Below are 13,842 nucleotides of genomic sequence, written 5' to 3' on the forward strand. Positions count from 1 at the left end.
GATGCCGAAAAAGGACCTGCATAGGCCGTTATTTAACTGTGATGTGCGGATGGTATCATGACAGGGGATTTTTGGTCACCAGTCAGGCTATCGATACAAGTAGCGGGACTATCGGGTATCCTTGTTTTCGTTTTAGGAATTATCCTAGCGCGAATGATGGCTAAAAAGAAATTCAAGGGAAGAGTCCTGTTGGAAACAGCGTTTTTATTGCCGCTTGTTTTGCCGCCTTCCGTCGTGGGGTTTTTATTGATTGTGATTTTTGGCAAGAGTGGAATGCCGGGACAATTGATTGAAAGGGTTTTTGATCAGCCACTGATGTTCACGTGGTGGGCGGCGGTCATTGCATCTACCGTGGTAGCGTTTCCGCTTATGTACCAATCCGCTAAAACGGGCTTTGAAGGTATAGATGAAGAAATCGAAAATGCAGCAAGGGTTGACGGGGCCGGCGAGTGGAGATTATTCCTGAATGTATCCCTTCCATTGGCGGTCAAATCCATCGTCACTGGTGCCATCTTGAGTTCTGCGCGTGCATTGGGGGAATTCGGGGCCACACTCATGTTTGCCGGAAACATTCCCGGACAGACACAAACCATACCGACGGCGATTTATATCGCCATGGACTCCGGGAATATGACATTAGCCTGGCTATGGGTTGCCATAATCATTGTCATTTCATTCATTATGCTTTTTATCGTGACATACATAAAATGAATGCTGTTTCTCGAATATGCTTATGAAAAAGAAAGGTGCGGCTTCTACGTCCTCTTTATGGGTGAATCCGTTTTTTTCGTAAAGGTTCCGTGCAGGCAGGTTCATTTTACCGGTCGAAACGGATATCTTTTCCCAGTCGTCGGGTAATTGAAGAGCATGCAGCAGTGCATCCGCGATACCCTGCCGAAAATAATCAGGATGGACGACCATCCGGCAAATCAGTATTTGACCATTTTCTTTTGTATAAGATATTGCACCCGCTAAGGTACCACCCTTTAAAAAGCATAGAAACGTTTCATGACAATGAATGAATTGTTCATATGTTTCCAATAATGGAGGGATATCAGCAAAGCCGATCATTTCCGCTTCCACCTTATAGGCTTCTTTCTGAAGTTTAAAAAGCTGCCGGCCATAATCGGAGTCCAGGTCCCGAATTGTCATGAGCAATCAAATCACTCCCTTTCATTACATTATAATGGAAGAGGGGGATTATTGTTTCTAATCAGTCTATGTTATAATCGACAAACAATATGAACTAATGAAATGAGGAAGAAATTTGTTAACATTTGAAGAAAAATTGAGCATCATTGAAACTTTTCCAGAATTACAGCGAAAAGACGTTTCTTTGGGACGTGTGAACTTCCATTATCCAGATAGCGTCCAAGAGAAAAAAATCGTCGTTCAGCACTTGCATCCCAATGGAAATGGATTCGTTTACGCTGGGCATATGAGAAAAAAAGACACTGACCGTAAAGGGTTTATCAATATACGTGACTATGATGAAGCGGATTTGAAAGAATTGATTCAAAAAAGCGTGGATTACCTATCAAAACCTCCGGTAGAATTCGAAGAAGAGGAAAACGAGTTCGCTAGGTTGGAAGGGGCATGGATTGGCCCTGAAAAGCAAGAGCTTACACTTGAAAGGGAAGACCTGCTTTGGAATGTTTATTCAGGGTCGAATCTTGAGGAATGTTTCGAGAGTCCGATAGAGGCGGAGCGTTACTTATTGGACGAAGGCTTCCGACAAAGCAAGAAGAGGAATATGTAGAATTTTAGGATAATTTGTCGGTTGATTTACTGCGATAATCTTGTTTTTTTAGGATTTCCCATGATATAATATGAGTAATTATTTTTGTTCGGAAAAGTTTGATAGAAGGATTTACTGTAATAGGATTCCTCTTGAAACATTATCCAGAACCAAAAATAGTAATAAAATGGATTTTTCCAAACACAGGAGGAACTATCATGGTACAAGGTAAAGTAAAATGGTTTAACGCAGAAAAAGGTTTCGGTTTCATCGAAGTTGAAGGCCAAGACGATGTATTCGTACATTTCTCAGCTATCCAAGGAGAAGGCTTCAAAACGCTTGAAGAAGGCCAAGAAGTTTCTTTCGAAATCGAGCAAGGCGCTCGTGGACCACAAGCAGCTAACGTTCAAAAATAATTGAACGCATATAAAAAAAAGACTCCGAACTTGGAGTCTTTTTATTTTTCTTTTATTTCGGCGATTTCCTTTAATGCTTTGTCCAATTTTTCTTCGATCCGTTTAGAACGATTAAAATGCCCTGACAGGAAAAAGACGATGAATATAACGAATACTACAAGCACTAGCATAAAAAGGATAGGAAGGAACTGTGTTATATTTTCAGTCATTGGATATTATCTCCTTTTTTCTTCCATTATACTCCATGCTTACGGCTGCTATGATAGAGGGAGCCAAGTTTTTTAAACACTGAAAGGGGATATGCGAGCATGCATATCCCCTTTCAGTCAGTTCTGGAATAGCGAGGCGAACTTTTGAAGTCTGGGCAAGTCTGATTCTTGATACATCTGTTCTATCTTCAATGTCACCAATAACTGGCTCTTGGCAAATAACATGTCCCGGAAATGATCGACCGCCCCACAAAAATGATTATAGTTGGTTTCACCAGTGCCGAAGACTCCCGTTTTCAGATGAGCAATAGGCAACTGTTCCAGTTCTTTATAAAGGGCTGCTGATTTAGCGGGAAGCTCCCCATTGCCCCATGTATAGGTGCCGACGATCAATGCATCGTAATCTGGCAATGTACGTGAATCGAATTCATTCATTCGATATAGTCCAGCTTCAGGTAAAAGGGAAGCGAGGGCTTCAGCAAGCGCTTTTGTATTGCCGCCGGCAGAATGATAGACAATGGCAACTTTACAGCTCATCGAACCCATTGCTGGCATTTACTTGACTGTATGTCCTTGACTTCTGTTCGAAGAAATCGGTTTTGGTAAGTCCGATGGATTCATCATCGAACGTTTTGATCCATGGCATCGGGTTCTCGCCATACTCTTTATACAAATTTTCAAGGCCTAGCATACGTAACCGTTTGTTGGCGATATATTCGATGTACTCATTGAATTCTTCCAAATCAAGATCGGCTTTGGTTTGGATATCTTCGAGCATATATTCAGACCATTCCTTTTCGAGTTCGACTGCTTTTTCAATCGTTGTATAGATGAACTTCGTGTTTTCTTCATTATTTAACTCAGGATATTCATACATCAAGATTTGAATGAGCATTCCAATGAAATCGAAATGTACCATTTCATCGCGATGAATATAGGATATCATCGTAGCCGATCCGGTCATTAGATTTTGCCGTCCTAAATTATAATAAAAGGCGAAAGCCAGATAGAAATAAATTCCTTCAAGGTTCGTTGAATGGATCAGTGCCTCGAATAAATGCTGTGGGCTGGGATCGTCCACGAACGTTTGATAAGCATCAACGATCGGTTGGTTACGCTTAATCACTTCAGGATGTTCTTTGATGCGGTCGAAAAGCTGTTTTTGCTTGCCTACCGGAATCAAGGAAGCAAGGATATAGGAATAAGACTCATTATGGATCGATTCCTGCTGGGCCATGTTGGCCAGGATAGCTTTTGCCGCCGGATCTTTGATGTACCGAAGGATTTCTACTAATGTGGGCGTTTGAAGACTGTCCATTCCAGCAATCATCGTAAGGATATCGAGAAATGCATCCTGGATATCTTCATCCAATTCGCCCCACTGCTTTTTATCCTGAATCATGTTCACGCTCGAAGGCTTCCAAAAGTTATTGATGAGCTGTGTATAGGTATCATAGAATTTTTCATACTGAATATCGTTCCAAAGGAGGAAGCCTGAAGCTTCTCCTTTGAAAACACCGGTTGCCTTGGTTGGATGCGTCGGTTCGAGCATCCGAATTTTTTTGATATGATTGGTCATTCGTGAAAACTCCTTTAAGAATAGATTACTGGGTCATGATTGTCGTTAACTTGAACAGCTTTCGCAGGCATTGTCATATTCGGAAGAAGTCGAACGAACATAATACGTTGATTTCAACCCGCTTTCCCATGCCGTTAAATGTATATCCAACAGGACCTTCGCTTTGATTGTATTGTGTACATACAGATTAAAGCTGATTGCTTGGTCAATATGGCGTTGTCGGGCTGCATTTTGCCTGATGCTTTCCAGTTGGTCCAAATTGAATCGCGTCTTTTTATAATATTCATACGTATTTGGCGTCAAGCCTGGTGCGGTCACCTTGAATTTGAAGTTTTTCTTTTCTTCGTAAAATTCAATTTCATACAAAGGGTCGATGCCATCCGTGGAATTACCGATTTTGGCTGTCGATGAATTGGGGGCAATCGCCATTAAATATCCATTACGGGTTCCGTGTTCCTGTACGTCTGCTTTTAAATCCATCCATTTTTGATCTATATAGTCACGGAGTTCGAAATAGTCCCCTGTATGCCAATCAGATCCTTCAAAATATGGGTATGATCCTTTTTCCTTGGCCAATTCGTTGGATGCCTTGATTGTTAAGTAAGCGATCTTTTCGTATAAAGCATCGGCATATTGAACAGCCTCATCGGATTCCCAATAAATATTCTGTGTGGCAAGTAAATGATGCCATCCAAACGTTCCTAAACCAATTGCCCGGTAACGTTTGTTCGAGATGGATGCTTGTTTGACAGGAAGATTATTCACATCAATGACATTGTCCAGCATACGGATCTGAATGGGAATCAATCTTTCCAAAACATCGCTGCCCACCGCCCGTGGCAAGTTAATGGATGAAAGGTTGCAGACAACGAAATCGCCGCTTTTACGAACCACAACAACATCTCCATCTTCTGTTTCATATTCATCCGTGATCGTCGAAGGGCTTAGGTTTTGGGCAATCTCCGTACAAAGGTTGGAACAATAAATCATACCTTTATGTTTATTGGGATTCTTCCGATTCACTTCATCGCGGTAGAACATATACGGTACGCCTTCTTCTAATTGAGAAATCATGATGCTTTTCATGATGTCCATCGCATTGATTTTTTCAAAGCTGTAGTTTGGAAGCGTGCCATTTTCTGCGGCCTCGACAGCAAGTGCATAATGTTTCCTGAAGCTTCCTTCGCCTTTCTTCTCGTCATAAAGATCTTCAAGTGAAAATCCAAGGGTTTGCTTGACGGTATGCGGATCGAAAAGATACCATTCTTTTCTGTCGCGTACAGCCTCCATGAATAAATCCGGTATGCAAACGCCTGTAAATATATCATGGGCTTTTAATCTGTCATCCCCGTTTTGTGTCTTCAAATCGAGGAAGCTCATGATATCTTTATGCCAGGCATCCAAGTAAATCGCGATGGCACCTTTACGTTGACCCAATTGATCGACACTTACAGCTGTCTGGTTGAATAGTCGAATCCAGGGCGTCGTGCCGGAACTATTTCCAGAGAAACCCCGGATATCAGAACCAAGCGAGCGAACCTTACCAACGTAAAGGCCGACACCGCCGCCGAATTTAGATACTTTTGCTGCATCGTAGTTTGATAGATAGATGCCATCAATGGAATCTTCAATCGCGTCGATAAAGCAAGAGCTTAACTGTCCATGTGTTTTCCCAGCATTGGAGAGTGTAGGAGTCGCAACAGTCATATAAAGGTTGGACATGGCCCAGTATGCTTCTTTTATAAGTTGCAGGCGATGCTCCGTTTTTTCCATTCGCATGATTTCCATCGCGATGATCATGAAACGTTCTTGCGGCAGTTCGTAGACCTTGTCCTTTTTTGGGCGGGCCAGATAGCGGTCGTTCAATAAGTAGATGCCTATGTATGAGAATAATTTATCTTTTTCCGGGTCGATCACCGAGCCCAATTCCTCAATTTCCGCTTTTGTATATGAAGATAGCAGTTCTGGCTTGTAAATTGGATAACGCTGACCTTCCGAAAGCTGGGAGAGCTCTGTGATCAGCTCATAGAATGGGCCATAACTCTTGCCTGCATAACCACGATTGGCTTGTGCATCCCTATACATTGTATTCAACAGTTCTGCTGCAGCAACGAATGTCCAATCCGGAGCATCGATATCCACACCCTCAAGAGCGAGCTGAATCAGTTTTTTTGATGCCTGTTCTTCGGTTGAGTCACTTTTGCGATCAAGCCATTTTGTAAAACGCTTTTTGAACTTTTCCATATCGAGACGGCCTTCGAATTCCTTCGATAACATCTCAAGCTGGATGGATTTCTTTTCTGTTTCATTTTCACTTATGGTATAGTTATATGTTTGAGTCATTAATAATCCTCCTTGTTAACTTCCGCTAAAATAAAAAAACCGCCCAAAGAATTGAGCGGATCAAACGATAGAATAAAAGAGCCATGAAAAAATAGCCGTTATACTATCGTTTCATCATCTCAATCCCCGAAGAATAAGAAACGTGAAAAATTCAAGGCAGGTCTCCTGACTCATGATCATCCTACTTTGAGTCCTTCCCGTATAGAGAGCTATACAGTGGGTTTCTCATTTCGTCACATTTACAGTTGCGGGGACAGTTCCGGGTTTACACCGGATTCCCTTTTCAGCCATCACTGGCACCTTGGATTATAAAAATTCTATATATAGTTATTGGTATAGATTATGTAATCAATATCTAGTATTTCTGCTTATATTATCGTAAGCCATATACGATGATAATTCAACTAATATATTTGAAAAAAACCAACCCTTATCTATTGACAAAGTGATGGCAGAGGGTGAAGGAATGAAAGATTTTATTGGGGAATGGATAATTCAAGCGCTGATTTTACGGGATTTTGTGTTAAAATAAAGTGTCTAGTAAAGGTGGCTCTCCCTTATTGCGGTGAGGGGATTCGCGGAAAAATATTTATGAAAAAGGGGATAAAATCTTGGAAAAAGTATTAGTTTTTGGACATAAAAACCCGGATACAGACACAATCTGTTCAGCAATCGCTTATGCAGATCTGAAAAAGCAGTTAGGTATCAACGCTGAACCAGTTCGTCTGGGTGAAGTGAATGGTGAAACTCAATATGCATTGGACCAATTCAAATTCGATGCTCCCCGTCTTGTGGAAAAAGTTGCAGGGGAAGCTGATGGCGTAATCTTGGTCGATCATAACGAACGCCAGCAAAGTGCTGAAGATATTGACCAAGTCCGTGTGTTGGAAGTTATTGACCACCACCGTATCGCTAACTTCGAAACGAGCGATCCTTTATATTACCGTGCGGAACCAGTTGGCTGTACGGCAACCATTTTAAATAAAATTTATAAAGAAAACGGCATTGAAGTTCCTAAAGCAATCGCAGGTCTTATGCTGTCTGCCATCATTTCCGATTCTTTATTGTTCAAATCACCTACATGCACGGAGCAAGACGTTGCAGCAGCTATGGAATTGGCTGCCATTGCGGGAGTCGACGCTGAAACATATGGCTTGGAAATGTTGAAGGCGGGAGCTGACTTGAGCGACAAAACGATCGCCCAGCTCATCACACTTGATGCAAAGGAATTTTCCATGGGATTGGCTAAAGTGGAGATTGCACAAGTAAATGCTGTGGATCCAAACGAAGTCCTTGCTAAGCAAGCTGAATTGGAAGCGGCGATTGAAGCGGTAATCGCTGTCAAGGAATTGGACTTATTCCTATTCGTCGTAACGGATATCTTGACTAATGATTCTGTTGCCTTGGCTCTTGGTAAAGCGGCTTATGCAGTGGAAAAAGCATACGACGTTTCATTAAACAACAACATCGCCGTCTTAGAAGGCGTTGTATCGCGTAAAAAACAAATCGTGCCGGTCTTAACGGATGTATTCAGCAAGTAATAAAGGAAAAGGGATGCTCATTATTTGGGCATCCTTTTACTGTACATGCAAAAAAAGACTCAACCATCCATTAAGGATGTTTGAGTCTTTTTTCTTAATTCAAGGCTTCCTTTTCTTTTTCATAGGCGATGACAATCAATTCTTTATTGGCTTCCTCGCCTAGTTTGCTTTCAAAGCTTTTCAGTTCATTCAATAAATCCGGTGACAGATTTGCTGCTGTATAATCCTGCTCGGGTGTCATGCTTTTCGCTCCTTTCAAAAGGAAATGATTCATATTATCTATTTTGTCGGTTTGAAAAGTTTCTATTCAGCAGAATGTTACTTCTTCAAGATATTTTACTTTCTGAGGTGGCGAGTTTTTCAAGCAATGACGAACTTTCTTCATCGAGCCCTTGGACTTGGACAGGTATTCCCAGAAGCTGATATTTAAGGATAACCGTATCAACAGCACCGACTGCTGAAGCATCCCAGATCTTGGAATGGGAGAAGTCGATGACGATTGCATCGGCTTTTTCCTTGAAGTCAAACTTCGAAACAAAGTCCTGGACAGAAGCAAAAAATATTTGTCCGCTGATACGATAAGTGATTTTCTTAGCCTGGATATCTTCCTTTTTCTCTGCTGCCACTTTAGAAATTTTAGCCGAGAAGAAAATCATGCTCAAAAGCACTCCGGCAAATACCCCTTTTGATAAGTCATGTGTATAAAGAACAATGAGGACCGTCACGATCATCACGGCTGCATCCGACTTAGGAGCTTTAGTGAGCCTCTTTAGGGAAGACCAGTCAAATGTCCCGATTGAAACCATGATCATGACTGCGACAAGTGCAGCCATCGGTATTTTAATAAGGACATCATTCAATACCACGATTAATACCATAAGGAATGCTCCCGCTACAAATGTCGAGAGCCGGCCCCTTCCACCTGATTTAATGTTGATACCGGATTGGCCAATCATCGCACATCCTGCCATGCCTCCAAAACATCCGGCGATTATATTCGAAATCCCCTGGCCCTTGGCTTCCCTATTTTTATTACTGTCCGTGTCAGTCATCTCATCGACAATTTGAGCTGTCAATAACGATTCAAGCAGCCCAACAAACGCAAGGGCAATGGAATAAGGGAAAATGATCGCCAAAGTTTCGAAGGTCAAAGGGATGTCTGGAAGCATGAACATCGGGAGCGCTTCGGTCAATTGCCCCATATCCCCAACCGTCCGCACCGTAGCCCCTGTGGTAACTGCAACGACCGTCATGAATATGATGGCGACAAGTGGTGAAGGTATGACTTTCGTGATCAGCGGAAAAAGATAAATGATTGCTAATGAAACGGCTGTCATGACATACATGATCCACGTTTCGCCCACGAAATGGGTAAGCTGTGCCGTGAAAATCAAGATGGCTAAAGAATTCACAAAACCAGTCATGACCGGTTTCGGGATGAACTTCATTAATTTCCCGATTTTTAAGACCCCTAGTAAAATTTGCAGCAAACCAGTCAATATTGTTGCAGCAAGTAAATAGTTCAAGCCATGATCTTTAACAAGGTCGACCATGACGAGTGCCATTGCGCCAGTGGCAGCCGATATCATTCCCGGCCTCCCGCCGACGAAAGAGATGACAATGGCAATGCAGAATGAGGCATATAGACCAACCATTGGGTCAACGCCAGCAATGATCGAAAAGGCAATCGCCTCCGGAATCAATGCCAAGGCAACGACAATTCCCGATAGGACATCTCCTCTAACGTTGCCGAACCATTCCTGTTTGTATGCAGATGTATTCAAAGAAACACTCCTTCTTTCTTTTATATATGTGTGTTAAATTTCTATTTTTAACGCACTAAATTATAGCATGAGCCCTTCTTTCTATCTATATGGATAATATAAACGACAAATCGAGGGCTATTCATTTCTAATTGAATGAAGGTAAAATGCCTAAAGCGGGAAGAATTGATACAAGAGGTGCTTGAGCCATCTTGTAAGGGAACCAAGGCTGAAGAAGCCTCGATTCATCTATGGGATGAATCGGAAAACTGTCTATTGACCTTCGGTAGGGTCTCCAAAAAATGAATGACTAAAAGGGATGATATGAAGATTACCGGTTGAGTGGCAAATAAACTCGTACCTTCGTATTGGGAGGGATATATCATTATCTTATAACAGCCGATTATATATGGAGGGAGGCGGTACCACTAGAAAGCTGGATCATTTAGTATGTTTGCATACAGGGCATGCATGTAATAATGTCAATCGAAATGGATTTCCGAAAAAGTGGCTTGGCCATTTTTGACATAATGGGCTCCTACACGCTTTGCCCCAACGATTGGAACCGGTTCATGACAGTCCAGACATGGGCTTTAGAAGGTAGTGATACGCGATAGAATCTAATGATTTCTTATAAACCACATGATGATTTATCAATCGAGCCAGTTATAGGCCGACCGTACATTTACTATTCATATAATGAAAAATGATAGTGCTTTAACTGTGTCAGTATAATTGGGCATGAGGTAATTGAGTGTTTTTTACCGGAACTATATATTCCTTTTTTTATACAAGGAAGTGGTGAGGGTTAAAAAGTAAGGAACCTCATTCCATTGTTAAGGGGCTAACCCTTATCAATGCTGGATTTACATTTAGGACATGTCACTTCTTTATAATGCTTGAACCTGATCTTTCGAAGGTCGCTTCTGGACAACATTGCGAATACATTATATCTTGTGCCGCATGCACAAGTATTTTTATCTTTAACTATGTGTCTCTCATCCGTAGTAGCTGAATAAATGGTTGGAAAGAACATATATAACCCTCCTTGTTTTAATTTTAGGCAAATTAAAAAGGGGCAAGAAATTGATAATAAAGTGATCCATTCAAGAAAAATCGTGGCAGCCCGGCTGCCATGACAACTAGTTGTTGGTTTAGGCCCGTGGCTTTGCGTCTTTTACTTTCATAAAATTTGCCTATAATAATCTTAACATAAAACCTAATGTGTGATGAAGTGCAGTGCAGTAAAAATACTTATCAGTTTATGGGTGGGACCTAAGGTTGGATGGAGTTTACGGATAGGCATGAACGTTACCGGTTTCAAATCTTTAACTCACTGACTGTATCGGAATATGACCGAAACGAGATTCAGTTCCAAAAGTATCCAGCACTACAGCTGTATGAGCATTAAACATGAGAAAGCCTGCTTCCATCTGGAAGCAGGCTTTCTTGCCAAAGTGTGATTAATGTGATCTGGCCAACTCCGGATTGCGGTGCATCGCGAAATAGAGGACAAGTCCGGCAATGAGGAGTAAAGTGCTGGTCGTTATGAAAACGGCGGAGAATCCGTAGAAACCAGCAACCATTCCGCCCATAGCGGGTCCGATGATATTGCCTAAAAAGCGCAGGCTCGTATTGTACCCAAGCACTTCCCCCTGCATTGCGACAGGCGCTTCTTGGCGAATGTAGGCAATCCTTACAGGGATGATGCCGCCTATTGCCATGCCTAGTATGAAACGTACAAAAACAAGCTGCCAAAAATGATTGATGAAGGCACCGGGCAAGTAGACAAGAGCTGTCAGAAAAAGAAGCAGCACAAGAATCTTCACATGACCATGCCGATCACCTATCTTGCCCCAGTGACGCGCCATCAATAAATTCCCCAGGCCTGCTGCAGAAAAGGCGATTCCTGAATAAAATCCGAGATTGGAAGTTCCATGCAGCTCGCCAACGTATAAAGAAAGAATGGGCTGGATGCTGAAGTGGGCAACTTGGACAAGTGTCGAAATGAGCATGACATTCACTAAGATGGGGTTCCTTAAGATATGCGAAAGAACCTCCCTGCTTGTATAGCTCGACTTCGTTCCCTTCTGCTGTTCCATTATGTACTCCTTGGTTGCAAAAACAAGAAGTCCAGAGATGAAAATGGTGATGGAGGTGAATTTAAAGGCGGTTGAATAGCCGAGTGTGTCTGCAAGCACGCCGCCAAGCAATGGTCCGAAAAGGGAACCGGTTATATTTCCCGTTTGTAAGGTTCCCAGTACACGTCCGGCAATTTCTTTTGGTGTCTGCGTTGATATGAAGGCCTGTGACATGGAAATGAAGCCAGTGAATATTCCTGTGAACATCCTTAAGACGAATAGCTGCCAAACATTTTCGACGAATCCCATCAGGAAGATGGACAGACCCATCCCAAAGGCGCAGGCAATCAAGATTTTCTTTCTGCCATACCGGTCACCAATCCGTCCCCAAATGGGGGAAAATAAAAAGGCTGTCACGAAAGTGATTCCAAAAGTCCATCCGGACCAATGCTGGATATATTGAGTCGAGTAATCTCCGAATGTACCAATGTATAAGGATATGAATGGAAGAACCATCGTCATGCTCCCGCCTATGAAGAAATTGGCGAACCACATGATGAAAAGATTCCGTTTAGCTATTTTATGAGCGTTCATTTTACATACAACACTTCTTTCCTCCGAAAAAACTTCGGGTTCCTAAATAATAGTATACAGAATTTAACTAATTTATTAAACGAATTTGTTTTACTGGTTTTTTAATGAATGTGCAAATGTTATAATGTGAAAATATTGATTTTTCAGAAAAATTAAAAATCTAAAGGTTCTCATATTTTCAATTAAAGGAGTTTTTAACATGTTAACGATTTTAGGATTTTGCATGATTTTAACGTTTCTTGTCTTAGTCATCACAAAGCGCTTGTCAGTGGTTGTAGCTTTTATCTTCACGGCGATAGCCTTTGGTCTGATTGGTGGGTTTGCTTCGGAAATGGGAGATATGATGGTTGCCGGTATTTTAAAGGTGACACCAACAGCAGTCATGATCGTTTTTGCTATTCTATACTTTGGTTTAATGATTGACGTTGGTTTATTCGAGCCCATGATCGCTAAAATACTGAGTTTTGTAAAAGGAGACCCGCTAAAGGTTGTCATGGCAACCGCCATAATAACCATTTTGGTAGGTTTGGACGGAGACGGATCTTCTACATTCATGATCACCGTTTCAGCCATGCTGCCGCTTTATATCAAATTAGGGATGAACAGGCTCGTATTGGCCTGTGTCGTTGGTTTAGCCGCTGGTGTCATGAATATGATCCCTTGGGGAGGTCCTTTGGTCAGGGCGGCCGCGAGCCTTCAGGTTGAAGTATCGGAGTTATTCATTCCTCTCATACCGGTCATGATCTGCGGTCTTTTATGGACGCTTTTTTCGGCATATGTGCTTGGCAAAAAGGAAAGGGAGAGATTGGGAGTCAGCTCCCTGGAAACGAACATGCAACCTGGTATGAGCGAACAGGCTGCAGCTGTTGAAACCGCACCTCAAGGAATATCCAAGCTTTTTTGGTTTAATTGGTTCTTGACGATTTTACTGATGGTTTTGCTGGTGATGGAAGTGCTGCCGATACAAATCTTATTTGCCTCCGCTTTTGCGATTGCACTATTCGTTAACTTTCCGAACCCAAAAGAACAGCAGGAAAGAATTTTAAGTCATGCCAATAGTTTTGTGATGATCTGTACACTCATTTTCGCTGCAGGGATTTTTACGGGTGTATTCACAGAAACAAAGATGATGGACTCGATGGCTGCTTCAATCGTAACCGTAATTCCGGAGTGGCTCGGGGCACATTTGCCACTGGTGGTAGCGCTGACAAGCATTCCGATGGGGTTCATTTTTTCACCTGATGCCTATTACTTTGGCATTCTGCCAATAATAAGTGAAACGGCATCGAACTTCGGTATTGCTCCTGTAGAGATCGGAAGGGCGGCTTTATTAGGTCATTCGACCGCAGGGTTCCCCTTATCGCCATTGGTGCCTGCAACATTCATATTGATTGGCCTTGTAGGCGTGGATTTTGGGGATCACCAAAAATTCCTGTTTAAATGGGCGTTTGGGACAACTATCATCATGACGATTGCAGCCATTGCTTTCGGGGTCATCACTTTGTAAAATATGAGCCCATTAAGCTATATTGTAAAATCCTTGTCTGTGAATTTAGTAAGGTGTTCACTCTCACTGGT

Annotated in this window: 13 protein-coding genes and 2 riboswitches; of the genes, 5 read left to right on the top strand and 8 right to left on the bottom strand. The window is 42.1% G+C overall.

All coding sequences use genetic code 11. From position 1 onward, the window contains the following. The first annotated feature begins 57 nt into the window (after window positions 1-57). Window positions 58-711: a molybdate ABC transporter permease subunit gene (modB, locus tag ACQKMF_RS21970; protein WP_427574959.1), complete on the top strand. Its 654-nt coding sequence runs from the start codon at window positions 58-60 to the stop codon at window positions 709-711. Here the strand turns inward: modB and ACQKMF_RS21975 are convergent. Further along, the gene (locus ACQKMF_RS21975) at window positions 673-1,152 is read right to left on the bottom strand and encodes a GNAT family N-acetyltransferase (RefSeq protein ID WP_427575040.1); all 480 of its coding nucleotides are present in this window, start codon (window positions 1,150-1,152) and stop codon (window positions 673-675) included. The genes modB and ACQKMF_RS21975 overlap by 39 nt on opposite strands. A 115-nt stretch (window positions 1,153-1,267) precedes the next feature. Here ACQKMF_RS21975 and ACQKMF_RS21980 point away from each other — a divergent pair, with 115 nt between their 5' ends. Then, the gene (locus tag ACQKMF_RS21980; protein ID WP_101224256.1) at window positions 1,268-1,759 is read left to right on the top strand and encodes a hypothetical protein; all 492 of its coding nucleotides are present in this window, start codon (window positions 1,268-1,270) and stop codon (window positions 1,757-1,759) included. A gap of 197 nt (window positions 1,760-1,956) precedes the next feature. Further along, complete coding sequence (locus ACQKMF_RS21985) at window positions 1,957-2,154, top strand: cold-shock protein (RefSeq protein WP_028393295.1); 198 nt, start codon at window positions 1,957-1,959, stop codon at window positions 2,152-2,154. Window positions 2,155-2,195: 41 nt separating this feature from the next. Here ACQKMF_RS21985 and ACQKMF_RS21990 read toward each other — a convergent pair whose 3' ends face one another. From ACQKMF_RS21990 to ACQKMF_RS22005, 4 genes are all read right to left on the bottom strand, one after another. Continuing rightward, window positions 2,196-2,363 carry a hypothetical protein gene (locus tag ACQKMF_RS21990; protein WP_402941076.1) on the bottom strand — a complete coding sequence of 56 codons (168 nt, stop codon included), beginning with the start codon at window positions 2,361-2,363 and terminating at the stop codon, window positions 2,196-2,198. Between the two features lie 117 nt (window positions 2,364-2,480). Next, entirely contained in the window at window positions 2,481-2,918 is a 438-nt protein-coding gene (locus ACQKMF_RS21995) for a flavodoxin domain-containing protein (RefSeq protein ID WP_230177290.1), read from the bottom strand. Next, window positions 2,890-3,942, bottom strand: coding sequence for a ribonucleotide-diphosphate reductase subunit beta (locus ACQKMF_RS22000; protein ID WP_137023613.1), 1,053 nt, complete (start codon window positions 3,940-3,942; stop codon window positions 2,890-2,892). The genes ACQKMF_RS21995 and ACQKMF_RS22000 overlap by 29 nt, the downstream gene beginning before the upstream one ends. Before the next feature lie 45 nt (window positions 3,943-3,987). Further along, the gene (locus ACQKMF_RS22005; RefSeq protein ID WP_427574962.1) at window positions 3,988-6,285 is read right to left on the bottom strand and encodes a ribonucleoside-diphosphate reductase subunit alpha; all 2,298 of its coding nucleotides are present in this window, start codon (window positions 6,283-6,285) and stop codon (window positions 3,988-3,990) included. Window positions 6,286-6,423: 138 nt separating this feature from the next. Then, window positions 6,424-6,604, bottom strand: a riboswitch (cobalamin riboswitch). Between the two features lie 292 nt (window positions 6,605-6,896). Here ACQKMF_RS22005 and ACQKMF_RS22010 point away from each other — a divergent pair. Further along, window positions 6,897-7,826, top strand: coding sequence for a manganese-dependent inorganic pyrophosphatase (locus ACQKMF_RS22010; RefSeq protein WP_101224252.1), 930 nt, complete (start codon window positions 6,897-6,899; stop codon window positions 7,824-7,826). Window positions 7,827-7,920: 94 nt separating this feature from the next. Here ACQKMF_RS22010 and ACQKMF_RS22015 read toward each other — a convergent pair whose 3' ends face one another. The 3 genes from ACQKMF_RS22015 to ACQKMF_RS22025 all read right to left on the bottom strand — a co-directional run bounded on the left by ACQKMF_RS22015 (window position 7,921) and on the right by ACQKMF_RS22025 (window position 12,264). Further along, the gene (locus ACQKMF_RS22015; RefSeq protein ID WP_155726446.1) at window positions 7,921-8,067 is read right to left on the bottom strand and encodes a hypothetical protein; all 147 of its coding nucleotides are present in this window, start codon (window positions 8,065-8,067) and stop codon (window positions 7,921-7,923) included. An 85-nt stretch (window positions 8,068-8,152) separates the two neighbouring features. Then, window positions 8,153-9,610: a SulP family inorganic anion transporter gene (locus tag ACQKMF_RS22020; protein WP_101224251.1), complete on the bottom strand. Its 1,458-nt coding sequence runs from the start codon at window positions 9,608-9,610 to the stop codon at window positions 8,153-8,155. 1,096 nt (window positions 9,611-10,706) lie between these two features. Then, a riboswitch (cyclic di-GMP riboswitch) is annotated at window positions 10,707-10,796 on the bottom strand. Between the two features lie 256 nt (window positions 10,797-11,052). Continuing rightward, window positions 11,053-12,264, bottom strand: a complete 1,212-nt coding sequence (locus ACQKMF_RS22025) for an MFS transporter (RefSeq protein ID WP_101224249.1) — start codon at window positions 12,262-12,264, stop codon at window positions 11,053-11,055. 199 nt (window positions 12,265-12,463) lie between these two features. Here ACQKMF_RS22025 and ACQKMF_RS22030 point away from each other — a divergent pair, with 199 nt between their 5' ends. Further along, window positions 12,464-13,771 carry a CitMHS family transporter gene (locus tag ACQKMF_RS22030; RefSeq protein WP_427574965.1) on the top strand — a complete coding sequence of 436 codons (1,308 nt, stop codon included), beginning with the start codon at window positions 12,464-12,466 and terminating at the stop codon, window positions 13,769-13,771. Window positions 13,772-13,842: the final 71 nt, after the last annotated feature.

The sequence above is a fragment of the Peribacillus sp. NPDC101480 genome, from assembly GCF_050277335.1.
In the GTDB taxonomy this organism is placed as follows: domain Bacteria; phylum Bacillota; class Bacilli; order Bacillales; family DSM-1321; genus Peribacillus.